Source organism: Sphingomonas sp. CFBP 8760 (assembly GCF_014841615.1).
In the GTDB taxonomy this organism is placed as follows: domain Bacteria; phylum Pseudomonadota; class Alphaproteobacteria; order Sphingomonadales; family Sphingomonadaceae; genus Sphingomonas.
The window spans coordinates 93899-117707 of the sequence record NZ_JACYUG010000004.1 but is presented as its reverse complement, the minus strand read 5'-3'; the positions used below and the strand labels follow the sequence as shown (position 1 = coordinate 117707).

28 protein-coding genes are annotated in these 23809 nt (G+C 68.1%); 14 read left to right on the top strand and 14 right to left on the bottom strand.

The features are described 5' to 3' along the window. Position 1: 1 nt before the first annotated feature. On the bottom strand, positions 2–931 hold the full coding sequence (locus IFT82_RS06980; RefSeq protein ID WP_207105744.1) for a hypothetical protein: 930 nt from the start codon (positions 929–931) through the stop codon (positions 2–4). Between the two features lie 138 nt (positions 932–1069). Here IFT82_RS06980 and recQ point away from each other — a divergent pair, with 138 nt between their 5' ends. The 4 genes from recQ to IFT82_RS06960 are packed head-to-tail and all read left to right on the top strand — an operon-like array spanning position 1070 to position 4176. Continuing rightward, the gene (gene recQ / locus IFT82_RS06975; protein WP_192125620.1) at positions 1070–2842 is read left to right on the top strand and encodes a DNA helicase RecQ; all 1773 of its coding nucleotides are present in this window, start codon (positions 1070–1072) and stop codon (positions 2840–2842) included. A gap of 34 nt (positions 2843–2876) precedes the next feature. Continuing rightward, the gene (locus IFT82_RS06970; protein WP_192125619.1) at positions 2877–3317 is read left to right on the top strand and encodes a TIGR01244 family sulfur transferase; all 441 of its coding nucleotides are present in this window, start codon (positions 2877–2879) and stop codon (positions 3315–3317) included. After that, positions 3314–3829: a hypothetical protein gene (locus IFT82_RS06965; protein WP_192125618.1), complete on the top strand. Its 516-nt coding sequence runs from the start codon at positions 3314–3316 to the stop codon at positions 3827–3829. The genes IFT82_RS06970 and IFT82_RS06965 overlap by 4 nt, the downstream gene beginning before the upstream one ends. After that, positions 3826–4176, top strand: a complete 351-nt coding sequence (locus tag IFT82_RS06960) for a hypothetical protein (protein ID WP_199860362.1) — start codon at positions 3826–3828, stop codon at positions 4174–4176. The genes IFT82_RS06965 and IFT82_RS06960 overlap by 4 nt, the downstream gene beginning before the upstream one ends. A gap of 59 nt (positions 4177–4235) precedes the next feature. On the opposite strand, the gene IFT82_RS06955 is transcribed toward IFT82_RS06960, so the two are convergent. Further along, complete coding sequence (locus IFT82_RS06955; RefSeq protein ID WP_192125617.1) at positions 4236–5831, bottom strand: cisplatin damage response ATP-dependent DNA ligase; 1596 nt, start codon at positions 5829–5831, stop codon at positions 4236–4238. 88 nt (positions 5832–5919) lie between these two features. Between IFT82_RS06955 and IFT82_RS06950 the strand changes: the two genes are divergently transcribed. Then, positions 5920–6759, top strand: a complete 840-nt coding sequence (locus tag IFT82_RS06950) for a metallophosphoesterase (RefSeq protein WP_192125616.1) — start codon at positions 5920–5922, stop codon at positions 6757–6759. Here IFT82_RS06950 and IFT82_RS06945 read toward each other — a convergent pair. The 3 genes from IFT82_RS06945 to IFT82_RS06935 all read right to left on the bottom strand — a co-directional run bounded on the left by IFT82_RS06945 (position 6740) and on the right by IFT82_RS06935 (position 7831). Beyond that, entirely contained in the window at positions 6740–6925 is a 186-nt protein-coding gene (locus tag IFT82_RS06945) for a DUF1328 family protein (protein WP_192125615.1), read from the bottom strand. The two genes, IFT82_RS06950 and IFT82_RS06945, sit on opposite strands and share 20 nt — an antisense overlap. 26 nt (positions 6926–6951) lie before the next feature. After that, positions 6952–7449, bottom strand: coding sequence for a Dps family protein (locus IFT82_RS06940; RefSeq protein WP_192125614.1), 498 nt, complete (start codon positions 7447–7449; stop codon positions 6952–6954). A 61-nt stretch (positions 7450–7510) separates the two neighbouring features. Next, entirely contained in the window at positions 7511–7831 is a 321-nt protein-coding gene (locus IFT82_RS06935; protein ID WP_192125613.1) for a hypothetical protein, read from the bottom strand. A 210-nt stretch (positions 7832–8041) separates the two neighbouring features. Here IFT82_RS06935 and rpmG point away from each other — a divergent pair, with 210 nt between their 5' ends. Then, the gene (rpmG, locus tag IFT82_RS06930) at positions 8042–8209 is read left to right on the top strand and encodes a 50S ribosomal protein L33 (RefSeq protein WP_017977469.1); all 168 of its coding nucleotides are present in this window, start codon (positions 8042–8044) and stop codon (positions 8207–8209) included. A 279-nt stretch (positions 8210–8488) separates the two neighbouring features. On the opposite strand, the gene IFT82_RS06925 is transcribed toward rpmG, so the two are convergent. After that, the gene (locus IFT82_RS06925) at positions 8489–8851 is read right to left on the bottom strand and encodes a response regulator (RefSeq protein WP_192125612.1); all 363 of its coding nucleotides are present in this window, start codon (positions 8849–8851) and stop codon (positions 8489–8491) included. A 37-nt stretch (positions 8852–8888) separates the two neighbouring features. On the opposite strand from IFT82_RS06925, the gene IFT82_RS06920 reads away from it, so the two are divergent. The 4 genes from IFT82_RS06920 to IFT82_RS06905 all read left to right on the top strand — a co-directional run bounded on the left by IFT82_RS06920 (position 8889) and on the right by IFT82_RS06905 (position 11513). After that, complete coding sequence (locus IFT82_RS06920) at positions 8889–9161, top strand: DUF3572 domain-containing protein (protein ID WP_192125611.1); 273 nt, start codon at positions 8889–8891, stop codon at positions 9159–9161. Further along, complete coding sequence (locus IFT82_RS06915; protein WP_199860361.1) at positions 9158–9790, top strand: HAD family hydrolase; 633 nt, start codon at positions 9158–9160, stop codon at positions 9788–9790. Before IFT82_RS06920 ends, IFT82_RS06915 begins: the two co-directional genes overlap by 4 nt. Before the next feature lie 39 nt (positions 9791–9829). After that, positions 9830–10306, top strand: a complete 477-nt coding sequence (locus IFT82_RS06910) for a RidA family protein (RefSeq protein ID WP_192125769.1) — start codon at positions 9830–9832, stop codon at positions 10304–10306. Positions 10307–10379: 73 nt separating this feature from the next. Continuing rightward, positions 10380–11513, top strand: coding sequence for a GNAT family N-acetyltransferase (locus tag IFT82_RS06905; RefSeq protein WP_192125610.1), 1134 nt, complete (start codon positions 10380–10382; stop codon positions 11511–11513). Here IFT82_RS06905 and IFT82_RS06900 read toward each other — a convergent pair. Both IFT82_RS06900 and IFT82_RS06895 read right to left on the bottom strand, forming a co-directional pair. Further along, the gene (locus IFT82_RS06900; RefSeq protein ID WP_192125609.1) at positions 11497–13101 is read right to left on the bottom strand and encodes a hypothetical protein; all 1605 of its coding nucleotides are present in this window, start codon (positions 13099–13101) and stop codon (positions 11497–11499) included. The two genes, IFT82_RS06905 and IFT82_RS06900, sit on opposite strands and share 17 nt — an antisense overlap. Before the next feature lie 69 nt (positions 13102–13170). Then, complete coding sequence (locus tag IFT82_RS06895) at positions 13171–14394, bottom strand: argininosuccinate synthase (RefSeq protein ID WP_192125608.1); 1224 nt, start codon at positions 14392–14394, stop codon at positions 13171–13173. Positions 14395–14507: 113 nt separating this feature from the next. Here IFT82_RS06895 and IFT82_RS06890 point away from each other — a divergent pair, with 113 nt between their 5' ends. Continuing rightward, positions 14508–14870, top strand: coding sequence for a hypothetical protein (locus IFT82_RS06890; RefSeq protein WP_192125607.1), 363 nt, complete (start codon positions 14508–14510; stop codon positions 14868–14870). Positions 14871–14873: 3 nt separating this feature from the next. Here the strand turns inward: IFT82_RS06890 and IFT82_RS06885 are convergent, their stop codons facing one another. Genes IFT82_RS06885 through IFT82_RS06875 form a run of 3 tightly spaced genes read right to left on the bottom strand, consistent with a single transcriptional unit; the run spans position 14874 to position 17643 of the window. Next, positions 14874–16100, bottom strand: coding sequence for an SAM-dependent methyltransferase (locus IFT82_RS06885; RefSeq protein WP_192125606.1), 1227 nt, complete (start codon positions 16098–16100; stop codon positions 14874–14876). A gap of 47 nt (positions 16101–16147) precedes the next feature. After that, entirely contained in the window at positions 16148–16891 is a 744-nt protein-coding gene (locus tag IFT82_RS06880) for a molybdopterin-dependent oxidoreductase (RefSeq protein WP_192125605.1), read from the bottom strand. Further along, the gene (locus IFT82_RS06875; protein ID WP_192125604.1) at positions 16888–17643 is read right to left on the bottom strand and encodes a cytochrome b/b6 domain-containing protein; all 756 of its coding nucleotides are present in this window, start codon (positions 17641–17643) and stop codon (positions 16888–16890) included. Before IFT82_RS06875 ends, IFT82_RS06880 begins: the two co-directional genes overlap by 4 nt. 26 nt (positions 17644–17669) lie before the next feature. Here IFT82_RS06875 and IFT82_RS06870 point away from each other — a divergent pair, with 26 nt between their 5' ends. The 3 genes from IFT82_RS06870 (at position 17670) to IFT82_RS06860 (ending at position 21162) form a co-directional block, all read left to right on the top strand. Then, on the top strand, positions 17670–18281 hold the full coding sequence (locus tag IFT82_RS06870; RefSeq protein ID WP_192125603.1) for a flavin reductase family protein: 612 nt from the start codon (positions 17670–17672) through the stop codon (positions 18279–18281). Positions 18282–18553: 272 nt separating this feature from the next. After that, positions 18554–20425: a rhamnogalacturonan lyase gene (locus IFT82_RS06865; protein WP_244646566.1), complete on the top strand. Its 1872-nt coding sequence runs from the start codon at positions 18554–18556 to the stop codon at positions 20423–20425. Positions 20426–20511: 86 nt separating this feature from the next. Next, a complete protein-coding gene (locus IFT82_RS06860; protein WP_192125601.1) occupies positions 20512–21162 on the top strand; it encodes a PEPxxWA-CTERM sorting domain-containing protein in 651 nt (216 codons plus the stop codon). 43 nt (positions 21163–21205) lie between these two features. On the opposite strand, the gene IFT82_RS06855 is transcribed toward IFT82_RS06860, so the two are convergent. From IFT82_RS06855 to rlmN, 3 genes are all read right to left on the bottom strand, one after another. Next, complete coding sequence (locus IFT82_RS06855; protein WP_192125600.1) at positions 21206–21766, bottom strand: type II secretion system protein N; 561 nt, start codon at positions 21764–21766, stop codon at positions 21206–21208. An 80-nt stretch (positions 21767–21846) separates the two neighbouring features. After that, the gene (locus tag IFT82_RS06850; protein ID WP_192125599.1) at positions 21847–22614 is read right to left on the bottom strand and encodes a sulfite exporter TauE/SafE family protein; all 768 of its coding nucleotides are present in this window, start codon (positions 22612–22614) and stop codon (positions 21847–21849) included. Continuing rightward, complete coding sequence (gene rlmN, locus IFT82_RS06845; protein WP_192125598.1) at positions 22607–23806, bottom strand: 23S rRNA (adenine(2503)-C(2))-methyltransferase RlmN; 1200 nt, start codon at positions 23804–23806, stop codon at positions 22607–22609. Before rlmN ends, IFT82_RS06850 begins: the two co-directional genes overlap by 8 nt. Between the last annotated feature and the right edge of the window lie 3 nt (positions 23807–23809).

The window sequence follows — 23809 nt, the reverse complement described above, 5'->3', positions numbered from 1 at the left end:
ATCAGCCGCAGGTCAGGCGGATCACCTTGGCGGGCTTGTCGAACACGATCGACGAACAGCGCCCAAGATAGTCCGCGCCGAGCGACAACGTATCCCGCCGCATGTCACGCTTGCCGTCCTTCGCCGTGACCACGATTTCGTCCGGATCGACGGGATCGATCGGCGCACCTGCTTCCCTGATCGAGGTGGTTCGTCCTTCGTCCCGGATGCGGACGCCCAGCGTTGCGATCGACAATGCCCCCAGCGCCAGTGGACGGGCGAGCATCATCGTCCTGACCGGACGTTCCACCCCGAAGAATATCTCGGTCGGTACGGCATCGCCGGACAGGGTGCCGCCCTGCGCCGACGCCAGTCGTACCGCCGCCCCCGCCGTCGCCAGCGTGCGGGCATGATAGGGGTCGAAGCGCAGCCGCATCGGCGCGCCACCGACCATGATCTCGGCAAAGGTAGCGCTGAAATTGCCGAACATGCCGAACAGCCCCGTATCGTGAAGAGTCTTGAACGTCGTCGTCGTCTCGCCGGGTCGCGGCGCGCGCAACTGGAAGCGAACGATCGGTTCCGGCATCGCCCCCGGGCCGACGCTGGCATCCATACCTGCTGCGAACGGCCGCGTCGCCCAGCCGACGCGGCGCTTGCCTGCCTTACCGTTCATGCCCGATCCCGTTCCCCATTCCACCGGCACCGTCTGCGTCCGCGTGTTGATCGTGATGCCACCGACCAAATAGCCAATGCCGATCCCCCAGCTTCCTTCCATCTTCAGCTTGGCGCGTTCCGCCAGCGCCTGATCGATCAGCGGCATCGCCGGCGTGGCGGGATCGATCCGCAACCGGGCCGGCAAACCGGCGATCCGTGCCGCCACCACCCCATCACCGCCGACGACCCGTTCCTGCGGGGGGTTCGCCGCACCAGCCAGCAGAAAGGTCGTCGCCATGATCGTCAAAGCCGTCCGCATGTCCCGTTCCCCCGTCGTCATGCCTGGCATCCTGACCCACGACTATGTCGCCACGGAGGCGAAACGATCGTCTTACCCGGCTCGACCGGGCGGGCGCATGGCCCTACAGACACGTCGATGGTCGCAGACCCCCTTCCCGTTCTCCAGCGCGTCTTCGGTTTCAACGGCTTTCGCGGCGTGCAGGCGGATGTCGTCGCCCGCGTGCTGGACCAGAAACGCACGCTGGCGGTAATGCCGACCGGCGCGGGCAAGTCGCTGTGCTATCAGCTGCCCTCGGTGATGATGGAGGGGACGTGCGTCGTCGTCAGCCCGCTGATCGCACTGATGCACGACCAGTTGCGCGCGGCCGAGGCGGTCGGCATCCGCGCCGCCACCCTGACTTCGGTCGACCAGAACCGGGGCGAGACGCTGGCCCGGTTCCGTGCGGGCGAGCTCGACCTGCTCTACATCGCCCCCGAACGCGCCTCGACCGGGCATTTCCGCGATCTGCTGGGCGAGGCGAAACTCAGCCTGTTCGCGATCGACGAGGCGCATTGCGTCAGCGAATGGGGCCATGATTTCCGGCCCGACTACCGCCTGCTCGAACCGCTGATGGATGCGTTTCCGGACGTACCCCGCCTCGCGCTGACCGCCACCGCCGACGCGCATACCCGCGCCGACATCGTCAAGCAGCTGGGCATCCCGACCGAGGGCATGATCGTGTCGGGGTTCGACCGGCCCAACATCCGCTATTCGATCAGCCCGAAGGCGAACACGTCGAAACAGATCGCCGACCTGATCGCCGTCACTCCCGGCCCCGGCATCGTCTATGCCCAGACCCGCGCCGCGACCGAGAAGCTGGCGGAAACGCTGGCGAAGACCGGTCGCCCGACCCGCGCCTATCACGCCGGGCTGGAGGCGCACATCCGCGCGAAGAACCAGGCGGATTTCGTCGCGTCGGAGGACATGGTGATCTGCGCCACGGTGGCGTTCGGGATGGGGATCGACAAGCCCGACGTGCGCTTCGTCGCCCATGCCGGCCTGCCCAAGTCGATCGAGGCCTATTATCAGGAAACCGGCCGCGCCGGGCGCGATGGCGATCCGTCGGTCGCGCACCTGTTCTGGGGGGCGGAGGATTTCGCCCGCGCGCGCCAGCGGATCGGCGAGGTCGAGCCGGAACGCCAGCCGGGCGAGCGGCAGCGGCTGGCCGCGCTCGGCGCGCTGGTCGAGACGGGGGGATGCCGGCGGCGTATCCTGCTCCAGCATTTCGGCGAGACGCTGGCCGAGGACTGCGGCAATTGCGACAATTGCCTGGGCAGCCCCGATGCGGTCGACGCGACCGAGACGGCGCGCAAGTTCCTGTCCGCCGTATTCCGCACCGGGCAGTTGTTCGGCGCCACCTATATCGAGCAGGTGCTGCTGGGCCAGTCGACCGACCGCAGCATCGATCGCGGGCATGAAGGGCTGTCGGTGTGGGGCATCGTCGACGGTGAGGAAACCGCGCTGGTCAAGCCGGTGGCGCGCGCGCTGCTGCTGCGCGACGCGTTGCGCACCAACGCGCATGGCGGGCTGGAATTCGGCCCCGCCGCGAAACCGCTGCTGAAAGGCGAGGCACGGCTGTCGATCGTGATCCCGCCCAAACGCGAACGCCGCCGTCGCGGCGAGACGCCGGTCACCGCCAACCCCGCCGACAATCCGCTGTTCGAGGCGCTGCGCGCGCGCCGGCGCGAACTGGCGCAAGCGGCGGGCGTCCCGCCCTATGTGATCTTCCACGATTCGGTGTTGCGCGACATGGCGGCGCAGCGGCCGGACAGCCGCGCCAAGCTGTCGATCCTGTCGGGGATCGGCGCGCGCAAGCTGGATGCCTACGGCGACGCGTTTCTCGACGTGATTCGCGACCATGAGGGCTGACGGCGCGACAAAGCTCGCCTAAGGTCGCGTCATCATGATCCGCCCCCTCAACGACCGCGTCGCCGTGGCGCCCCAGATCGCCCCCGCCGACGTGCCCGCGATCGCCGCCGCCGGCTTCGTCGCGATCGTCAACAACCGCCCCGATGGCGAGGAACCAGGCCAGCCGACCGGCGACGAGATCCGCGCCAGCGCGGAGGCCGCCGGGCTTGCCTATCACGCCATCCCCGTGACGCAGGCGGGGTTCAGCCATCCCCAGCTGGAGGCGATGGCCGCCGCGCTGGCGGCGGCGGACGGGCCGGTGCTGGCCTATTGCCGCTCGGGCACGCGCTCGTGCAACCTGTGGGCGCTGGCCGCCGCGCGGGTCGGGCGCGATCCAACCTTGCTCGTCGCGCAGGCGGCAGGCGCAGGCTACGACCTGTCGGGCATCCGGCCGATGCTGGATACGCTGGCGGCCGGCAAGGCCGGAGGGGCATGACCATGACGGCGTCGCTGGCGGTTGCCGGCGTCGCGGTGCCGGCGGTGGCGGCTTACGCCATCATCGGTGTGGTCGTGCTGGGGCTGGCGGCGTCGCTCGGCTGGTTATGGCGGCGTGGTCGCCACAACCATCGCATCGGCACGCCAGAGGATGCCGCCGAGGCGGTGGAGGCCGCACTGGCCGGCGTCCGCGTCGCGGGTGCGGTGGTGGGCGCGGACGGGGCCGGCGCGCTCGCCGTCACCGACGATGGCCGGGTCGCGGCGGTGAAGCGGCTGGGCGCGCGGTTGATCGCGCGTGAGATCGCGTGGCCCAGCGTGCGGTCCACCGCGACCGGCATCCTGATCGAGACCGACGATCCCCGCCTCGGCACGATCGCGCTGGCCGGGGTCAACGTGCTCGACATCCGCCGGCTCGCGCCGCAACTGGGGTCGCGTTTCCGTGCCGCCTGCGCGGCGGCGTCTCCCTCGCTTGCCGGCCCCTCCTTCTCTGGTTCGAAAGCGATCGCGCATTGATCGACAATTCCGGTGCGGCGGCGGCGGCGGACGCTCCCGCCTTTTACGCGCGGTTCATCCTGTGGCTGGGCGACGGCACCGGCCTGTCGGATACCGTGCTGCATATCCATGCCGGGATGGCGGTGCTGATGCTGGCCCGGATCGTCACCCGCCGCTCGCTCGGCAGCCTCGTGCCGCTGTCGGTGGTGGTGGTGGCGGAATTGTTCAACGAGGTGATGGACCGGCTCCATTACGGATCGTGGCGCTGGTCCGATACGCTGGGCGACATCGCCAACACGCTGTTCTGGCCGCTGGCCATCTGTCTGGCGATCCGCCTGCGCCCGATGATCGAGCGGCGCTGGCGCTGAAAGCGGGGTGGCATCGGCGATACCCGGCCTGTCGTTGCGCGTAGCAACGGCAGGAGATTTCACGTCACCAGCTTCTGCAAGGTCGCCAGCCGGTCCGCCTCTTCGGCGGGCTTGTCGAGCCTGATCCGCGCGATGCGGGGAAAGCGCATCGCCACCCCCGACTTATGCCGGGTGGAGGCGTGGACCGAATCGAACGCGATCTCCAGCACCAGCGTCTTCTCCACCTCGCGCACCGGCCCGAAGCGGTTGAGGGTGTGGTTGCGCACGAACCTGTCGAGCATCTTCAGTTCCTCGTCGGTGATGCCCGAATAGGCCTTGCCGACCGGGGCCAGTTCGCCCTCCTCCGTCCAGCAGCCAAAGGTATAGTCGCTGTAGTAGCTCGATCGCCGGCCGTTGCCGCGCTGCGCGTACATCATCACGCAATCGGCGGTCAGCGGATCGCGCTTCCATTTGTACCACAGCCCGACGCGACGCCCGCCGACATAGGGCGAATCGCGCCGCTTCAGCATCACCCCCTCGATCGCGGCATCGCGCGCACGGGCGCGGATCGTCTCCAGTTCGGTGAAATCGGCAGCGGCGATCACTTGGCTCAGGTCGAACCGGTCGGGGTCGAGACGCGGCACGAACGCCTCCAGCCGGGCGCGACGCTCGGTCCAGGGCAGCGCGCGGACATCCTCCGCACCGTCGACCAATATGTCGTAGAGGCGGACGAAGGCGGGATACTCGGCCAGCATCTTCGCCGACACCGTCTTGCGCCCCAGTCTCTGTTGCAGCGCGTTGAAGCTGGCCGCGCCGCCGCCGTCCTCCAGCGTCCCGCCCTGCGCCTCGCCCCGCACCAGCAACTCGCCATCGACCGCCCCGGCCTCGGCGAAGGCGGCGGCGACATCGGGGAAGCTGCCGGTCACGTCGTCGCCGGTCCGGCTGTAGAGACGGGTCTGCCCGGCGACATGGACGATCTGGACGCGGATGCCGTCCCATTTCCATTCCGCCGCGTAATCGGCCAGATCGACGCGCGCATCCTCCAGCCCGTGCGCCAGCATGAAGGGGCGGAACACCGGCACGTCCTCGGCGGTCGGTTCGTCGCCCTGCCCCTCGATCCAGGCGAACAGCGGCGCATAGGGTGGTTTCAGCGCGTGCCAGAGCTCCTCGATCCGGTCGAGATCAAGCCCGAACGCATCGGCCAGCGCGGTCTTGGCCAGCCGCGCGGACACCCCGATGCGCAAGCCCCCGGTCGCCATCTTGAGCAGGGCGAAACGTTCCTCCGCGTCCAGCCGGTCGAGCATCCGTGCCAGTTCGGCCGGCGCGTCCGCCCGCGACAGATGCCGCAGCCGGTTCACCGCCCCCGCCACCGTCAGCGGCTCGGCGGCCTCGGGCGGGACGACGGGTGCCGGCCACAACAGCGCCACCGTCTCCGCGGTATCGCCGACATAGTCGCGGCTCATCCGGAACAGCACCGGGTCGACTCGTTCCTCGATCAACGCGCGGATCAGCGCCGGCTTGACGCCGGGCAGGTCGAGATCGCCGGTCAGCGCCGCCATCGCCCAGCCGCGATCGGGATCGGGCGTTTTCCGCAGGTAATCGGCGATCAGCTTCAGCTTCGCCAGCCGGCTGCGCGTATAGATCAGCGAATCGAGAAGCGCGGCGAAAGCGTGCATCCGGTGCCAACGCGCATGATGGGGATTGCGCTCCACCCGCACGCGCCGGCCAGTGGCATCGTGCGCGACACCCCGCTATCGGGTCATCATGCGCAGGCTGCTGGCGGCGGGGGCCGCGCTCTTATCGATCGCGACGATCCTGGCCGCCGCGATGCTGTGGCAGGCACGATCGGCGCCACGGGTGCGGGAAACCACGGTGATGCTGCCCGACTGGCCCGCCGGTGCCCGCCCGGTCACGGTCGCCCTGCTCAGCGACCTGCACGTCGGCAGCCTGAGCATGGACGCGGCGCGGCTGACCCGGATCGTCGCGCAGGTGAACGCCCTGCACCCCGATCTGGTGGTGCTGGCCGGCGACTTCATCGCCGGGCACGCGCCGGTCGATGCCGATGCCGCGCCGCAGCTTGCGCCGCTCGCCGGCCTGACGGTTCCGCTCGGGACCGTCGCGGTGCTGGGCAACCACGATTACTGGACCGATCCGGCGCGGGTCGCCGCGACGTTGCGCCGTGCCGGCGTCACGCTGCTCGCCAACGAGGCGGTAAAGCGCGGACCGCTGGTGATCGGGGGAATCGACGACGAGCCGACCGGGCATGACCGGATGGATGATACCGTGGCGGCGATGCGCGCCTTGCCCGGTGCGAAGCTGCTGCTCGGCCATTCGCCGGACAGCGCCCCGGCGCTGCCCGCCGACCTCGCGTTGATGCTGGCGGGGCACACGCATTGCGGCCAGATCGTGCTGCCGTTTGCCGGCGCCATCCATACCGCCTCGCGTTTTGGCCGCCGCTACGCCTGCGGCGTGGTGCGCGAGGGGGTACGTACCGTCGTCATCGGTGCCGGGCTGGGCACCAGTGTATTGCCACTCCGTTTCGGCGCACCACCCGACCTGTGGCTGGTGCGCCTGCACGGACCGGTCAGTGTATCGCGTTCTTGACCTTCTTGCCCGCGATCAGCCCCAGCACGAGGAAGATCACGAACAGCGCCAGCGCAACGAAGAACAGGATCTTGGCGATGCCGACAAAAGCACCTCCGATCCCGCCGAAGCCCAGCGCCCCGAGCACCAGCCCGGCGACGAGGAAGATGATGGCCAGTTTCAGCATGTCGTGTCTCCTTCAGCGCTCGGGGTTCAACCGTTGCGGCTTGCCTCGAACAGGAACCAGGCGCGTTCCTCCGCCTGGTCGATCCAGTCGTCCGCCAATGACGAGGTAGCGGTGTCGCCCGCCGACTCCGCCCGCTCGCGCGCATCGCGGAGTGCCTCGACCAGCTTCAGGTTGTCGTCACGCAGTTCGGCCAGCATCTCGGCGGGACCGACGAAATCGCGGTCGTTGTCGGCGATCTGCTGGCGACGGGCGATATCGCCGATCGAGCGCAGCGTGGTGTTGCCGGTCTTGCGGACGCGCTCGGCGATGGCATCGGTCACGCCCAGCACCTGTGTCGCCTGATCGTCGAGCATCAGGTGATAGTCGCGGAAGTGCGGGCCGGAGACGTGCCAGTGGAAGTTCTTCGTCTTCAGGTAGATCGCATAGCAATCCGCCAGCGCGGTGTTGAGCGCGTCGGCGACGGTGCGGGTGTCGTTGCTGTTCAGATCGCTCGGGGTATCGAGCGCGGGATTGATGTCGGCCATGCAAAGCTCCGGATCGGGTTCGGTTGCGCAACGATCCGTCCGGCAAATGGCTCCCGCGCTTCTACCCCGCCAGTCGTACCGAACAGGCGGCGGCGAACGTCTCGCACGCGGCGACATCCTGTCGCTCGCTGCCGATCGCATCGGCGAGCAGCGACAGCCAGCCATGCACCAACGGCCCGCTTTCGCCCCGCGACAGTGCCGAATCGAGGAAATGCGCCACGGTGACGGCGGGGTTCAGGCCATTGCGGTGCGCGATCACCCGGATCGCGTCGACATCCGGTGCCAGTTCGCAGGATCGCGCATAGGGCGCCCGCACGTCGATCGCTGCCAGTCGCGAGGCCAGTTCGGCCCGTACCGCATCCAGTTCGCCCATCTGTGCCATCCTGTCCTCGTCCGTTCGTCGTTGCGATGGCGTGGATGCTGCACCCTTTGGGTTAAAGGGCCGTGAACCGACCGGCACGATCGGTCCGCACGAGTGACGCGCACGGTTGACTGCACGGTTGACTCAGGCGCGCGATTGCATCATTGGCGGCGACTGATCGAGCGGGGGCCTTGCGGCTGGCCGCTCTCTTCTTTTTCAGGATTAGGGCTCATGGCCAAGCCGACCACCGTCAAGATCAAGCTCGTCAGCACCGCCGACACCGGCTTCTTCTACGTCACCAAGAAGAACCCGCGCACCAAGACGGAAAAGCTGAGCTTCAGCAAGTATGATCCCGTCGTGCGCAAGCATGTCGAGTTCAAGGAAGCCAAGATCAAGTAAGCCGCGCTGGCGGTCCGCCGCCACGCTGGATTACCGATACGAAAGCCGCGGGCGACCCCCGCGGCTTTTATCGTTACATGTTACCGTCGGCTGGACCCGTTCGTATCGGGGGCGATCGAGTGCGCATATTCATTGACACCGCAATGGCGCTCGGTCCCGAGCGTGATGATGTGGCAGCCGCCCTATCGTCATTGCGAGGTAATTGATCGCTCCCCCTCGACGATGCCAACGGACACACGGTCAGGGCGGGTGATCCGAAGACCGCCGCCACCCCGCCCGTCACGTCAGCGCGTTCACCGCCTCCATGAAGCGCGCCAGGCTGATGGGCTTGGAGACATAGGCATCCGCGCCCGCACCGCGAATACGCTCCTCGTCCTCCCGCCCCGAATAGGCGGTCACCGCCATGATCGGGATCGCCTTCAGCGTCGGGTCAGCCTTCAGCGCCAGGATCAGTTCATACCCGGTGACGTGGGGCATCTGGATGTCCATCACGATCAGGTCGGGCAGGATTTCCGCTGCCCGCGCCACCGCCGTGCGACCGTCGCGCACAGGCTCCGCCACCCACTCATGCGCGCGCAAAAGATCGCAGAACAGCTTCAGGTTCAATTCGTTGTCCTCGACAACGAGTACCTTTTTCGCCACGCGGTGACCGACCCTTTCTATATCCGGATGATACGCAATGCGCGGCCCCGTTACAATCGACGCCGCTCGCGCGGTCGCCCTGCATGCACTGGGATGGACGTTGGCTGAACCGGACCGGGCAGAACGCCTGCTGGCGACGACCGGCCTGACACCCGCGGACCTGCGTGCACGAATCGAACACCCTCAAATGCTTGCAGCGGTACTTGGGTTCCTTCTGGCGCACGAACCCGATCTGATCGCCTGTGCCGCCGCCCTGGACGAGGCACCGGAAACGCTGGTCGCCGCCCATCATCTGCTGGAAAACGCATGACGCCCCCGATCAAGCCGCTGCTCATCACCGATTGCGACGAGGTGCTGGTTCATATGGTCCGCCACTTCCGCAGCTGGCTGGACGAACACCACGCGATCGACTTCCGCATCGGCGCGGGCGATTTCGCGACCAGCATGTCGCGCCGCGATGGCGGCCCCGTCCTCGACCAGGCCGAGATGTGGGGGCTGCTCGGCGGCTTCTTTCCGGGAGAGATGGCCCGGCAGACGTTGGTGCCCCATGCCGCCGAGGCGATCGCCGCGCTGGCGGCAACCGCGGACATCGTCATCCTCACCAACCTGACCGATGCCTGCCAGCAGGCCCGGATCGACCAGCTTGCCGCCTTCGGCATCGATCACCGCGTGGTCTGCAACCAGGGCGGCAAGGGCGAGCCGGTCGCGCGTCTGGTCGCCGAACATGGCAACCCCGTCACGGTGTTCGTCGATGATCTGGCGGTCCACCATGATTCGGTCGCGCGCCACGCGCCGGGTGTCCACCGGCTGCACATGATCTCCGAACCCGAACTGGCGGTGGCGACGCCCGCCGCCCCCGCCGCCCATGCCCGGATCGACGACTGGCGCGAGGCACAAGGATGGATCGCCGACCGCTTCGCCGCAGGGGTGCCCGCCTAAGGCTTGACCGCATCCGCGCCGGCGGGCACCCGTGGCGGCATGACGACCCAAATCGACCGCACGCTCGCCGATCTCGGCCTGACGCTGCCGCAAGCCGCCGCGCCCGTCGCCGCCTATGTCCCCGTCGTGGCGGTGGGCGATGTGCTCCATCTGTCGGGCCAGTTGCCGTTCAGGGACGGCACGCTCGTCACCGGCCGGCTCGGCGATACCGTGTCGCTGGAAGAGGGGCAGGAGGCCGCGAAGCTGTGCGGGCTGATGATCGTCGCGCAGTTGAAGAAGCATCTCGGCGATCTGTCGCGGGTGCGCCGGATCGTGAAGCTGGGCGTGTTCGTCAACTCGACGGCCGACTTCACCGACCAGCCCAAGGTCGCCAACGGCGCGTCGGAACTGATGGTCGCACTGTTCGGCGATGCCGGCCGCCATGCCCGCTCCGCGGTCGGCGTCCCGGTGCTGCCGCTGGGCGCAGCGGTCGAGATCGATGCGATCGTCGAGATCGGCGAGCCGCTCGCCGGGTGAAGAGGGTCATTCCCTGCCGAAGGAATGCCATGACGTCTTCCTACGACCGGTCCGCCACCCCAATTAGGGGCCGATGACCAGCATCACCGCCCGCCTCGCCGATGGCGTCCGTTCGATCCCGGCGACGGACTGGGATGCGTGTGCGGGGACCGGCAATCCGTTCGTCGGCCATGCCTTCCTCGCCGCACTGGAGGAATCGGGCAGCGTCGGCGGTCGGTCGGGGTGGCAACCGATCCCGATCGTGGTCGACGACGGCGATGGCCGCCCCCTCGCCATCGCCCCCGCCTATGCCAAGGCGCACAGCCAGGGCGAATATGTGTTCGATCATGGCTGGGCGGATGCGTGGACGCGCGCAGGCGGCGATTATTACCCCAAGCTTCAGATCGCGAGTCCGTTCAGCCCGGTGCCCGGCCCCCGGCTGCTGCTGCGCGACCCCGCCCATGCCCCGGCGCTGCTTGGCGCGCTGGAGGCGGTGGTGGACCGGCATGGCCTGTCCTCCGCGCACGCCACCTTCGTCGATGCGGATCAGGTGCCGGCGTTCGAGGCCGCAGGCTGGCTGATCCGGCAAGGGACGCAGTTCCACTGGGCCAATCGCGGCTATGGCTCGTTCGACGACTTTCTCGGTGCCCTCGCCTCCCGCAAGCGCAAGGCGATCCGCAAGGAACGCGCCGCCGCCGTCGAGGGGCTGACGATCCGTCACCTGACCGGCAAGGCGATCGAGCCACGCCACTGGGATGCGTTCTGGGAGTTCTATCAGGACACCGGCGCGCGCAAATGGGGGCAGCCCTATCTGACGCGACCCTTCTTCCCGCTGCTGGGGGCCTCGCTCGGCGATCGGGTGCTGCTGATCCTGGCGGAGCGGGACGGGGTGCCGATCGCCGGCGCGCTCAACCTGATCGGCGACGATGCCCTCTACGGTCGCTATTGGGGCGCGATCGAGGAGGTGCCGTTCCTCCATTTCGAACTCTGCTATTATCAGGCGATCGATGCCGCGATCGCGCGCGGGCTGGCGCGGGTGGAAGCCGGCGCGCAGGGCGAGCACAAGCTGGCCCGCGGCTACGAACCGGTGCCGACTTGGTCGGCGCATTACCTGCCCGATCCGAACTTCCGCCGGGCCGTCGCCGATTTCCTGACCCGCGAGCGCGAGGGCGTGGCGGCGGAGGCGGACTATCTGGCGGCGCTGACGCCGTTCAAACGGGCGGGTTGATCGGCGCCCGGTCAGCCGCTGGACGCCGATCGTCGATCCGGAACAGCGTGCTCGTCCCGTCGCGCCATACCGGCGTCATGCCTCTGACCAGTGCCGGATCGTACCGGGGCGGCTGGAGCAGCCAGACATAATCGAACGCATCGCGCGGCAGCTTTTCCAGCGCCATGTCGATCGGCCGCCACCATTCGCCGCGACACCGCCGGTCGGTGACGATCTGCGAGGGGTCATGCGCGAAGCCGCGCGCGGCATAGTATCGCGCGGTCAGTTGCTGCGCGCCGGCCATCGACCACTGATCGTTGGTATAGGCCAGCTTGCGCACCAGCAGCATCCCCGGAATATGCTCCAGCCGCGAATACGCCCAGTCGTCGCGGCACCGCCGGCCGACGAAGCTGACGACACGTGCCCGTTCCGGCACATGCGCCAGCGCGGCCAGCGTGCGATCATAGCTGCGGTCGTACAGCCAGTAGCTCCACGTCGTCCCCGCCAGCCGCGCCCCGAAGAACACCAGCCCCAGTGTCGCGAAGGTCGCCGCCCCCCGGAACGACAGGCCGCCGCGCGGGCGCAGCGCGATCACCGCGATCGCCAGCGCGAACGGGGCCAGCCGCATATCGGCATAGGCGGACCCGAACACGATGCGCGGCAGGATCAGGAAAACGGCGAACAGGAACGCCGCCGACAACCCCAGATTGCGCGAATATTCGATGCGCCGGTCGCGCACCCCCTTCAACAGGATCAGGAACAGCACCGTCGCCGACGCCACGTCCCACCATTGCCAGCGGTCGCGCAGGACCATGATGACCCAATTGTATTTCGCCTGCCAGTTGAACCAGTCGGCGGTCTGGCCGGTGACGTGATCGCCCGATCGCCAGAAGACCATCAGCACCATCGGCAGCGCCAGCGGCAGGCAGCCCAGCCCGGCGCGGACCAGCGAGGCGAACCAGTGGCCCCCACTCGCCCCACTGCTCGCCCCGCTGCCCGTGTCGCGGCGCAGGTCGTGCTGGCGGATCAGTTCCGCCGACAGCGCCAGCACGCCCAGCACACCCCAGCCGAAGGTGTGGCAGACCCACAGCGCGCACGACAGCGGCACGAACACGATCGCCCGGAACCGCAACCGGCCGAGTCGCGCCAGCCGCAGCCACCACGCGAACAGGTTGAGCGCCAGCGCCATCGACAGCGCGAAGTTGATGAAGCCGAACTGGAAGGGATAGCTGTACGCCAGCGGCAGCGCGAACAGCGCGGTGGCGGGGATGCGGCCATGCACCTCGCGCGCGATCCACAACAGCCCGGCGACGGTCAGCGCGGGGATCGCGATGACGATCAGCTTGACCGTCAGTTCCAGTCCGAACAGCGGCGCGAGCGGTTCGATCAGCAGGTCGATGCCGAGATTGCCGATCAGCGACCAGCTGAAATCGAACCAGCGATGCAGCCAGGGATTGTCACCGATCGCCAGTTGCACGCGGTATCGCGCCATGTGGCCGGGCAGGTCGACGAGCGGCGGAATATCGGGCCAAAGCAAAGGTATGGTCGCCGCGACCACCATCGCCGCCACGAACATCCGCGTCTGCCACCAGTGCAGCTTTTCCCCCATGCCCGAAGCCTTAGGCGCGGCGCCCGGGCGACGCAACGCATCGCCGGGGCGCCGTGCGGCGAAACGCGATCAGCGGTCGCGCCGGCCGAGCAGGCGCAGCCGCAGCGCGTTCAGCTTGATGAAGCCGGCCGCGTCGCGCTGGTCATAGGCGCCCTGATCGTCCTCGAACGTCACGACCTTCTCGCTGTACAGCGAATGGGGCGAGCGGCGGCCGGTGACGATGCACGATCCCTTGTACAGCTTCAGCCGGACGGTGCCGGTGACCTTTTCCTGGCTGTAGTTGACGGCGGCCTGCAGCATCTCGCGCTCGGGCGAGAACCAGAAGCCGTTATAGACCAGCTCGGCATAACGCGGCGCCAGTTCATCCTTCAGGTGCGCGGCGCCGCGATCGAGCGTGATCTGCTCGATACCCCGGTGCGCCATCGCATAGATGGTGCCGCCCGGCGTCTCGTACATACCGCGGCTCTTCATGCCGACGAAGCGGTTCTCGACCAGATCGAGCCGGCCGATGCCGTGCGCGCGGCCCAGGTCGTTCAGCCTGGCGAGCAGGGTCGCCGGGCTCATCCCCTCGCCGTTCAGCGCGACGCCGTCGCCCCGCTCGAAATTGATCGTGATCGTCTCGGGCACGTCGGGCGCATCCTCGGGGTTCACCGTGCGCGAATAGACATATTCGGGCACCTCGTCCCACGGGTCTTCCAGCACCTTGCCTTCGGACGAGGTGTGGAGCAGGTTCGCGTCGGTCGAGAACGGCGCTTCGCCGCGCTTGTCCTTGCTGACCGGAATCTGGTGCGCCTCGGCGAATTCGATCAGCTTCGTGCGGCTGGTCAGGTCCCATTCGCGCCACGGCGCGATCACCTTGATGTCGGGCGACAGCGCGTAATAGCCCAGTTCGAACCGGACCTGATCGTTGCCCTTGCCGGTCGCGCCATGGCTGACCGCGTCGGCGCCGACCTGCTTGGCGATCTCGATCTGGCGCTTGGCGATCAGCGGCCGCGCGATCGAGGTGCCGAGCAGGTACGTCCCCTCGTACAGCGCGTTGGCGCGCATCATCGGGAAGACGTAATCGGCGACGAATTCCTCGCGCAGGTCGTCGATGAAGATGTTCTCGGGGCGGACGCCCATCAGCTCCGCCTTGGCGCGGGCGGGTTCCAGTTCCTCGCCCTGCCCCAGATCGGCGGTGAAGGTCACCACCTCGCAGCCATAATGCTGCTGGAGCCATTTCAGGATGACGCTGGTGTCGAGCCCGCCCGAATAGGCGAGGACGACCTTGTTGATGGCGGGCTTGTCGGTCATGTCCGCGCCCCTAGGGAAGCTGCGCGCGGGGCGCAACAGCACAAACGTGCGTTCAGTCGCGGTGCAGCCCGTCGCCGCTATCCGGCGGCGGCCTTTTCCCGGAGAGATTCCCGATGCGTATCCTTGCCTGCCTGCTTGCCGCCACGCTTGCCGTACCCGCCGCCGCGCAGGACACGCGCGCCTCCGCCGCCGCGAAGTTCGACGCGGAATTCACCGCGTCGGACACCAACAAGGACGGCGCGCTGACCCGCGCCGAGGTGCAGGCCCGAATCGGACGGATGGCAGCCGGCCCGAAGAAGATCGATCCCGTCCGCGCCAAGCGCCTGACCGACCTGTGGTTCACCAGCGCCGACGCGAACAAGGACGGCAAGGCGACCAAGGCGGAGGCGCAGGCGCTGCTGAGCAGGACGTTCGACCGGTACGAGGCGACCCAGAAGGCCGGGGCCGCCGGCCCGGCGGCGAAGGGCGGCCGGTAACGGTCAGTCGCGCCGCAGCGCCCGTTCCGCCTCGCCCATATAATCGCGGGTCAGCGGCACGGCGGTGCGGCTCTTGCTCAACTGCACCTGATAGTTGACCATCCCGCCGGTGCGGAACGCCGCCGCCGCACCGGCGAGGTAGAAGGTCCACAGGCGATAGAAGCGCTCGTCGTACAGCGCGACGATCTGGTCCCTCGCCGCCACGGTGCGGTCGTACCAATGGTCGATCGTCATCGCGTAATGCAGGCGCAGCACCTCGATATCGGTGGGGATCAGCTTCGTCCCCTCATAACCGCGCACGATCTCCGACAGGGCCGGGTTATAGCCGCCGGGGAAGATGTACTTCGTCGTGAAGGTGTCGGTCACCCCCGGCCCGCCCATCCGCCCGATCGTGTGGAGCAGCATCACCCCGTCATCGACCAGCAGATCGCGGCATTGGCGGAAGAACGTGCCGTAATGCGCCGGGCCGACATGCTCGAACATGCCGACCGACACGATCCGGTCGAAATTGCCGCCCAGGCTGCGATAGTCGATCAACTCGAACCGCACCTTGTCCGCGACGCCCGCCTCCTCGGCGCGGCGACGCGCGACCTTCAGCTGTTCCTCCGACAGGGTGACGCCCAGCACCTCCGCCCCCGTCTTGGCATGGAGATACAGCGCCAGCCCGCCCCAGCCGCAGCCGATGTCGAGCACGCGCATCCCCGGGCGCAGCAGCAGCTTGGCGGCGATGTGCGCCTTCTTGTCGGCCTGCGCGCGTTCCAGCGTGTTGCCGGGATCGGTGAAATAGGCGCAGCTATATTGTCGGTCGGCGTCGAGAAACAGGTCGTAGAGCCGGTCCGACAGGTCGTAGTGATGCGCGACGTTGCGTTTCGAGCGGCGGGCCATGTTGACCCGGTCGAGCCGGTGCGCGACCGCCCCGAACATCCGGATCGGCAGCGTCGGGCGCAGGCTGCCGCCGCGTTCCCACGGGCTGTTGCCCTTCAGCAGGTTGACGAGATCGCGGATATCGCCCCGGTCGATCACCAGCCGCCCGTCCATGAACGCCTCCGCCGCGCCCAGTGCGGGATGGCGGACGATGCGGTTCGCCGTACCGCGATCGGTGAAGCGGATCGCCACGTCCGGCAACGCCGGATCGGGGGTGCCGAAGGTCCGGACCATGCCGTCGGCATGGGTTACGACGAGCTGCCCGCACTTGACCTGGGCGGCGAGAAAACGATCGATCAATGCCATGCGATATCGGTGCTAGGGGCGCGGACCGCCCCTTTCCTTGATGTATATCAGATGCCTGCATACCAATCGTAGTCGACATTGTCCTCCCAATATCCGCCTTTCCCCTTGCCGATCCCGGTCAGGCTGGCGACGGCATCAATCCGCATCAGGTATTTGGCGTGCTTGTAGCCAAGCTGCCGCTCGACGCGCAGCCGCACCGGCGCCCCGTGCGCCACATCGAGCGGGCGGCCGTTCAGCGCCCACGCCAGGATCGTCTGCGGATGGAAGGCATCGATCAGGTCGATCGATTCGTAATAGGGCTGGCCGCCGTACCGGTCGGCGCAGGTGAAGACGATGTAGCGCGCCCGCTCGCTCACCCCCGCCGCCTTCAGCACATTGCCCAGCATCGGCCCGGTCCACTGCCCGATCGCGCTCCATCCCTCCACGCAGTCGTGCCGGGTGATCTGGCGGCGATTGGGCAGCGCGCGCAGATCCGCCAGCGACAGCGACAGCGGCGTCGCCACCAGCCCGCCGACCCCCAGCCGCCAGTCGGCGAACCGGTTGGCGACCATCGCGCCATATTCGGGCGTGCCGGGATCGCGCGTGCCGTTCGACCGGAACACCGGCGACATCTGCGCCGCGGTGTATTCGGGCGCCAGCGCGGCCCGGTCGACCAGCGCGCGTTGCAGGCCACGCTGCATCTCCTCGCCCGCGAACAGGATTTTCCGCGCCGCCGGGATCTGCACGATCCGGTCGCATCCGGCGAGCAGCAGGCCCGCGCCGCCGGTCAGCAGGGAACGCCGCGCGATCATTCCGGCACCCGCCACCAGCCGGTGACCATCGAGCGCATCTCGTTGCCCGCCCCCGCCAGGATCACGAGGACGAGGTGAACGATGGTGAACAGCCCGATCGCGGTCGCCGCCACGAAATGGATCGACCGCGCCGATTGCCGCCCGCCCAGCACGTCCAGCACCCACGGCCAGCCCGCGTTCATCCCCGGCGACAGCGCGATCCCGGTCAGGATCGCCAGCGGCAGCAGCACGAACAGGATGCCGATATAGGACAGCTTCTGGAAGACGTTGTAGTCGCGCGGCCGCGCCGGATCGTGGAACCGGAAGTTCCAGTGCGCGCGCACGTCCGCCCACAGATGCGCGGGCCCCAGTTCGCGACGGCGCAGCGTCAGGTCGCGCCGGAAATGACGGTTGGCGATGCCCCAGATCATGTAGCCGAGCAGCCCGAACCCGAGCACCAGCGCGAAGAACAGGTGCCAGCGGCGCGAGATGGCGAGGTTGTAGCTGGCGGGAATCGTGATCCACGCGGGAAAGCGCGGCAGTTCCAGCCATGCCGGATCGAAGTTCGCGCCGTACCGCCCCCAGTACAACCGGGGATGCGCATTGGAGATGCCGAGGCCGGAGCCGAGCAGCACGATCACCGCGACCGCGTTGACCCAGTGCCACAGCCGCGTGCCCACCCCGTGGCGGCGGATCGCGGTGCCCGGCGGAACGGGTTCGTCGGCAAGGGTGCCGGCGACAGGCGGATCGGCCGGGACGGGACTTGTATCCATTTCTCCGCTCTAGCAGTTAAGCCGCCATGACCGAATGGCATTTCTACGAACCCGCCGCGGGCCACCGCCTGCCGCACGATCCCCTGAACGCGATCGTCGCACCGCGCCCGATCGGGTGGATTTCGACCGTGTCGGCGTCGGGGCAGCGCAATCTGGCGCCGTACAGCTTCTTCAACCTGTTCGGGTATCGCCCGCCGCTGATCGGCTTCGCCTCGACCGGCTGGAAGGATTCGGTCGCCAATGTCGAGGCGACCGGCGAGTTCGTCTGGAACCTCGCGACCCGGTCGCAGGCGGAGGCGGTGAACGCCAGTTCGGCGACCACCGATCAGGACGAATTCGTACTGGCGGCGGTGGAGACCGCCCCTTCCCGCCTCGTCGCGCCGCCGCGCGTCGCGGCCAGCCCGGTGGCGTTCGAATGCAAGCTGACCCAGTTGATCCGGCTGGAAACGAAGGAGGCCCGCGCGCTCGACCAGTGGCTGGTGATGGGTGAGGCGGTGGGTATCCATATCGACACCGCGATGCTGGAAGACGGCATCTACCAGACCGCCCGCGCCCGCCCGATCAGCCGTGGCGGCGGCCCCGCCGACTATTTCGAAACGCGCGAGGATGCGCTGTTCAAAATTCACCGACCGGATTGAGCGGCATCCGGGCACACCGGTCGTCCACTGATTCGCATTTACCGGCGAGCTGGAAACAATATTTCGGCGTTTCAATCATTTCGCGTTATTCGCCAGCATTCGATTGCAGTGTCGAGATCATCCTAATCCACGATGTGAAAGCATAATTCACTTCTTGAACACGCGTTAACCATGCGTCATCATCCGGTCGAGCGAGGCGGACATCCCGCACCGCCGGCTGAGACCGTTGCCCGGGCGCCATGCCACGAGGCGACGACCGGGAGAGGATGAGCATGACGAATAAACGTCTCTGGAGGATCGGTGCGTGCGTATCGATCGTGGCGATGAGCGGCGCCCTGGCCGCCGTACCCGCCACGGGTGCCCGGCAGATCGAACGGCTCGATCGCGGTGTGGTCGCGGTGCCTGCGATCGACGGCGGCAATCTGGTGAGCTGGCGATTGCTGGCGACCGATGCCACGACGGTCGGGTTCAATCTCTATCGCGACGGGGTGAAGCTGAACGCCGCGCCGCTGACCGGCGCGACCAATTACCGCGACACGACCGGTACCGCCGCCGCCACCTATGCGATCAAGGTCGTGGTGAACGGCCGCGAACAGGATCGCGCCTTCTCCGCCCGCGTCTGGCAGGCGGGCTATGGCAACGTCCCGATCCAGCAACCCGCCGCCGGCACCAACCCGGACGGCAGCACCTTCACCTACACCGCCAACGACGCCAGCGTCGGTGATCTGGATGGCGACGGCCGGTACGAGATCGTGCTGAAGTGGGACCCGACCAACTCCAAGGACAATTCGCAGAGCGGCGTCACCGGGCCGGTGATCCTGGATGCCTATACCCTTGACGGCCGGCGGCTGTGGCGGATCAATCTGGGCCGCAACATCCGGGCCGGCGCGCACTACACGCAGTTCATGGTGCAGGATTTCGACGGTGACGGCCGCGCCGAGGTGGTGATGAAGACCGCCGACGGTACCACCGACGGCGAGGGCCGCGTGATCGGCGATGCCGCCGCCGACCATCGCAACGCCGGTGGCTATATCCTGCGCGGCCCCGAATTCCTGACTGTGTTCCAGGGCACCACCGGTCGCGCGCTCAGCACGATCAAATACGTGCCCGGCCGCCATCCCAACACCGAAAACCCGACGCCGGCTCAGATCCGGACGATCTGGGGCGACGATTACGGCAACCGGGTCGACCGGTTCCTGGCGGGCGTCGCCTATCTCGACGGATCGCGCCCCAGCATCATCATGGGGCGCGGCTATTACACCCGCTCCACGATCGCCGCGTTCGATTTCCGGAACGGCCAGCTGACCCAGCGCTGGTTCTTCGATTCCGCCGCGCAGAACACCACCGACTATGCCGGGCAGGGCAACCACAACCTGTCGATCGCCGATGTCGACAATGACGGCCGCGACGAGGTGATCTACGGATCGATGGCGATCAACGACGACGGCACCCCGATGTGGTCGACGAAGATCAACAACCTCAAGGTCGGGCATGGCGACGCCCTGCATGTCGGCGATCTCGATCCGAACCGGCCGGGGCTGGAACGGTTCGGGGTGCATGAGGACTTCAACGGCAATGGCGGCATCGCCGCGACGATGACGGACGCCCGCACCGGGCAGGTGCTGTGGTCCGTGCCGGGCAACCGCGACAATGGTCGCGGCCTCTCCGCCGATATCGATCCGCGCTATGTCGGCGAGGAGAACTGGTCGGGGCGTCATCTTGGCCTGATGACCGCCGGCGGCACCGTCATCAGCCCCGCCAAGCCCGGCCCGACCAACTTCGCGATCTGGTGGGACGGCGATCGCCTGCGCGAATTGCTCGACGGCAACGTCATCAGCAAATGGGACTGGACGAGCGGCACCACGAAGACCGTGCTGACCATGACCGGTACCGTCTCGGCCAACGGCACCAAGGCGACGCCGGCCCTGGCCGCCGACATCCTGGGCGACTGGCGCGAGGAGGTGGTGATGGCCGCCGCCGACAACCAGTCGCTGCGCATCTACGCCACGCCCTATGCCACCGACACCCGGCTGGTCACGCTGATGCATGACCCGGTCTATCGCAACAGCGTCGCGTGGCAGAACACCGCCTACAACCAGCCGACCCACACCGGCTTCTATCTCGGCGAGACCACCGCCCGCTGAGCGGACGCGATCCGGCGCGCCCGGCGATGGGCGCGCCGCTTCATTATCACCACCGGCACCATGGCCGGATATTCGGGAGACATGCGATGACCCAGTTCAGGGGCCTGACGACGCTCGGCCTGCTCGCCGGCCTTGCCCTCGCCGCGCCGGCATCGGCGGCGACGCTCACCACCGCGTTCGATGCGGACAATTTCAACGACGGCGTGATGTTCGACGTATCGGTGCTGGGCGGCCCGCTGTCGCTGCAGGGGATCGGCATCAACGCCGATGCCGGCACGTTCGACTACAGCGTCTATTATCGCGCCGGCGGCATCGGCGATGCCGTGAACACCCCCTCGGCGTGGACGCTGCTGGGCAGTTTCGCCGCGCTGACCACCGCCGGGCCGGGAGTGGCGACCTTGCTCGACATCGCCGATATCGAACTGGCCGGCGGCGCGACCTATGGTTTCTACGTCACCGATGCCGGGGCGTTTTCGGTCCAGTACACCACCAGCACGGGTGCGGTGGGCGATGTGCTGGCGGCGGACGACGCGCTGGCGGTTCGGGTCGGCTACGGCGTGACCGGGGTGTTCGGCGAGGCGTCGTCGCCACGGGCGTTCAACGGCACGCTCGCCTACGCCGCCGTGGTCCCCGAACCGGCGAGCTGGGCGCTGATGATCGCGGGCTTCGGGCTGGTCGGCGCGGCGATGCGCCGCCGGTCGGCGCGCACCCGGTCGGTACGGGTTTCGTTCGGCTGATCGCGTCGCTCCCCTTCCCGGTGGGGAGGGGAGCGATCCTGCGTCATCGCCCCGCCGCTTCCTCTTCGGGCGTCCTGCGGACCGCTACCGCCCCGGCGGCGGTGGTGCGCGCGATCAGTTCCTCCGCGCTCAATTCGCCCGAGGGGCGGGTCGGTTCCGGGTCCAGCCCCTGCCGCGCCGGGTTCGCCACGGTGCGTGCGCCGCCGGCTAGGTACAGGTCGCTCGACACGCCGTTCTCGACCAGCACGACATGATCGTCCAGCACCGCGGCCAGCGTTACGCCGGGGGCCACCTGCTGCCCGATCCGCCAGGTCGCCGCCGGCTGCCCGCCCGCCGCGATCGTCGCGGAGGAGGCGGCGGGGGACCCGCCGACGAACACGCTGCGCAGTTCCAGCCCGACATGGGTCGCGGGCAACGCCGCCGCCGGTGCATCGCCCGCCACGACGACCACGCCGTCGCTGGTGGCGGGCGCTTCGGTCGGGCCCTGATGCCAATAGGTGACCAGCGCGGCCAGTGCGCCGCCCAGTATCACGACCACCGGCAGCGACCGCCGGCCGCGCCGCGGCGGCAGCGATCCGGTTCGCAACGCATGGTTCACCCGCATCCCATCGCTCTCCTGTCATCCCGGCGGTTTATTTCCGCTTATGTCATTGACGCTACGGACTTCATCGGGACCGGGCAAGACTATAGAAGGCCGCCATAGGCACGGTGGAAGAAGACCAGCGTCGTGGTCGCGGTGACCAGGATCGTCCAGCCGCGCACCAGCCCGGGCGACAACCGCTTGCCCACCATCGCCCCCAGCCAGCCACCGACGATGCCGCCCGCCAGCATCGGCAGGCACGCTTCCCACCGCACCAGCCCGGCGATGACGAACACGATCGCCGCGGCGAAATTGGCGGTCGCCAGCATCAGCGTGCGCGGTGCGAACATCGTCCGCGGGCTGGTGCCCGCCAGCAGGCCATAGGTCGCGGTCATCATCATGCCGATGCCGCCCCCGAAATAGCCACCATAGACGCCCAGCACCGCCTGCGCCGCGACCAGCATACGCGGCCCGATCGTCACCCGTTGACGCAGCCACACCGCCACACGCGGCCCGAACACGATCGCCAGCGTCGCCACCAGCAACAGCCACGGCACGATCCGGTCGAACGCCGCCCCCGGCGTCCACGCCAGCAGCGCGCTGCCGACCAGCGCCGCCGCGAAGGTGATCGCCGCCAGCAACCGCACCGGCACGCCGCCGACCGGCGCCAGTTCGTCGCGGAAACTCCACGCACTCGCCGCCGCCCCCGGCATCAGCGCCAGATTGGAGGTCGCGTTGGCGATGTTGGCGGGCGTGCCCAGCGCCAGCAGCGCGGGCATCGTCGCGAAGGTGCCGCCCCCCGCCAGCGCGTTCATCGCGCCGCCGACCAGCCCCGCCGCCGCCGCCAGCGCCAGCGACGTCGGATCAAGCAACCGTCAGGGCCGCCGCCTCGCGATCGCGGTCCGCCCGGCTCTTCTTCTCGGCGGCGGTCTTCAACTGGCCGCAGGCCGCATCGATGTCGCGCCCGCGCGGGGTGCGGACGGGGGCGGAGATGCCGCCCTCGAACACGATATCGGAAAACGAGCGGATGCGATCCGGCGTCGAACATTCGTAGTTGGCGCCCGGCCACGGATTGAACGGGATCAGGTTCACCTTGGCGGGCAGGTCGTAATGGCGCAGCAGCCGGACGAGTTCGTGCGCGTCCGCATCCGAATCGTTCTTGTCCTTCAGCATCACATATTCGAACGTGATCCGTCGCGCGTTGTTGGCGCCGGGATAATCGGCGCACGCCTGCAACAGTTCCTCGATGCCGTATTTGCGGTTGAGCGGCACGATCTCGTCGCGCACCTCCTTGGTCACCGCGTGCAGTGATACCGCCAGATTCACGCCGATCTCCGCCCCCGCGCGCGCCATCATCGGCACCACGCCACTGGTCGACAGCGTGATCCGCCGCTTCGACAGGGCCAGCCCGTCGCCGTCCATCACCAGCTTCAGCGCGTCGCGCACCGCATCGAAATTATACAGCGGTTCGCCCATCCCCATCATCACGATGTTGGTCAGCATCCGCCCCTCGGGCTGGCTCGGCCACTCGCCCAAGGCGTCGCGCGCCAGCATCACCTGCCCCACGATCTCGCCCGCGGTCAGGTTGCGCACCAGCCGCATCGTGCCGGTGTGGCAGAAGGTGCAGTTGAGCGTGCAGCCCACCTGGCTCGACACACACAGCGTGCCGCGATCGGCGTCGGGGATAAACACCGCCTCGTAATCCTGCCCGTCGGGCGAGCGGAGCAGCCATTTGCGCGTGCCGTCGGTCGATACCTGCGCTTCCACCACCTCCGGCCGCCCGACCACGAAGCGTTCGGTCAGCCACGGATGCTGCGCCTTGGCGATATCGGTCATCTGCGAAAATTCGGTGGCGCCGCGATTGTACAGCCAGTGCCAGATCTGCTTGCCGCGCAGCTTGGCCTGTTTCAGCTCCATGCCCGCATCCAGCAGCGTCTGGCGCAACTGGTCCTTGGTCAGCCCGATCAGGTCGATCCGCCCGTCCGCCCGCAACGATGGTGCGCGCGGCACGGGCACGGGGTCGACGTGCCCCGGGATGGGCATCAGGTTCGCGGCTGTCTGCATGGT

What these genes read in the sequence shown, in the direction of transcription:
- IFT82_RS06885 (WP_192125606.1), bottom strand. Translation starts at nt 16,100, where the DNA reads ATGGCATTGATCGATCGTTTTCTCGCCGCCCAGGTCAAGTGCGGGCAG.
- IFT82_RS06955 (WP_192125617.1), bottom strand. Translation starts at nt 5,831, where the DNA reads ATGCACGCTTTCGCCGCGCTTCTCGATTCGCTGATCTATACGCGCAGC.
- IFT82_RS06920 (WP_192125611.1), top strand. Translation starts at nt 8,889, where the DNA reads ATGCGCGGCCCCGTTACAATCGACGCCGCTCGCGCGGTCGCCCTGCAT.
- IFT82_RS06915 (WP_199860361.1), top strand. Translation starts at nt 9,158, where the DNA reads ATGACGCCCCCGATCAAGCCGCTGCTCATCACCGATTGCGACGAGGTG.
- IFT82_RS06900 (WP_192125609.1), bottom strand. Translation starts at nt 13,101, where the DNA reads ATGGGGGAAAAGCTGCACTGGTGGCAGACGCGGATGTTCGTGGCGGCG.
- IFT82_RS06860 (WP_192125601.1), top strand. Translation starts at nt 20,512, where the DNA reads ATGACCCAGTTCAGGGGCCTGACGACGCTCGGCCTGCTCGCCGGCCTT.
- IFT82_RS06870 (WP_192125603.1), top strand. Translation starts at nt 17,670, where the DNA reads ATGACCGAATGGCATTTCTACGAACCCGCCGCGGGCCACCGCCTGCCG.
- IFT82_RS06980 (WP_207105744.1), bottom strand. Translation starts at nt 931, where the DNA reads ATGGCGACGACCTTTCTGCTGGCTGGTGCGGCGAACCCCCCGCAGGAA.
- rpmG (WP_017977469.1), top strand. Translation starts at nt 8,042, where the DNA reads ATGGCCAAGCCGACCACCGTCAAGATCAAGCTCGTCAGCACCGCCGAC.
- IFT82_RS06965 (WP_192125618.1), top strand. Translation starts at nt 3,314, where the DNA reads ATGACCATGACGGCGTCGCTGGCGGTTGCCGGCGTCGCGGTGCCGGCG.
- IFT82_RS06855 (WP_192125600.1), bottom strand. Translation starts at nt 21,766, where the DNA reads ATGCGGGTGAACCATGCGTTGCGAACCGGATCGCTGCCGCCGCGGCGC.
- IFT82_RS06880 (WP_192125605.1), bottom strand. Translation starts at nt 16,891, where the DNA reads ATGATCGCGCGGCGTTCCCTGCTGACCGGCGGCGCGGGCCTGCTGCTC.
- IFT82_RS06895 (WP_192125608.1), bottom strand. Translation starts at nt 14,394, where the DNA reads ATGACCGACAAGCCCGCCATCAACAAGGTCGTCCTCGCCTATTCGGGC.
- IFT82_RS06890 (WP_192125607.1), top strand. Translation starts at nt 14,508, where the DNA reads ATGCGTATCCTTGCCTGCCTGCTTGCCGCCACGCTTGCCGTACCCGCC.
- IFT82_RS06950 (WP_192125616.1), top strand. Translation starts at nt 5,920, where the DNA reads ATGCGCAGGCTGCTGGCGGCGGGGGCCGCGCTCTTATCGATCGCGACG.
- recQ (WP_192125620.1), top strand. Translation starts at nt 1,070, where the DNA reads ATGGTCGCAGACCCCCTTCCCGTTCTCCAGCGCGTCTTCGGTTTCAAC.
- IFT82_RS06935 (WP_192125613.1), bottom strand. Translation starts at nt 7,831, where the DNA reads ATGGCACAGATGGGCGAACTGGATGCGGTACGGGCCGAACTGGCCTCG.
- IFT82_RS06905 (WP_192125610.1), top strand. Translation starts at nt 10,380, where the DNA reads ATGACCAGCATCACCGCCCGCCTCGCCGATGGCGTCCGTTCGATCCCG.
- IFT82_RS06945 (WP_192125615.1), bottom strand. Translation starts at nt 6,925, where the DNA reads ATGCTGAAACTGGCCATCATCTTCCTCGTCGCCGGGCTGGTGCTCGGG.
- IFT82_RS06865 (WP_244646566.1), top strand. Translation starts at nt 18,554, where the DNA reads ATGACGAATAAACGTCTCTGGAGGATCGGTGCGTGCGTATCGATCGTG.
- rlmN (WP_192125598.1), bottom strand. Translation starts at nt 23,806, where the DNA reads ATGCAGACAGCCGCGAACCTGATGCCCATCCCGGGGCACGTCGACCCC.
- IFT82_RS06875 (WP_192125604.1), bottom strand. Translation starts at nt 17,643, where the DNA reads ATGGATACAAGTCCCGTCCCGGCCGATCCGCCTGTCGCCGGCACCCTT.
- IFT82_RS06940 (WP_192125614.1), bottom strand. Translation starts at nt 7,449, where the DNA reads ATGGCCGACATCAATCCCGCGCTCGATACCCCGAGCGATCTGAACAGC.
- IFT82_RS06910 (WP_192125769.1), top strand. Translation starts at nt 9,830, where the DNA reads ATGACGACCCAAATCGACCGCACGCTCGCCGATCTCGGCCTGACGCTG.
- IFT82_RS06970 (WP_192125619.1), top strand. Translation starts at nt 2,877, where the DNA reads ATGATCCGCCCCCTCAACGACCGCGTCGCCGTGGCGCCCCAGATCGCC.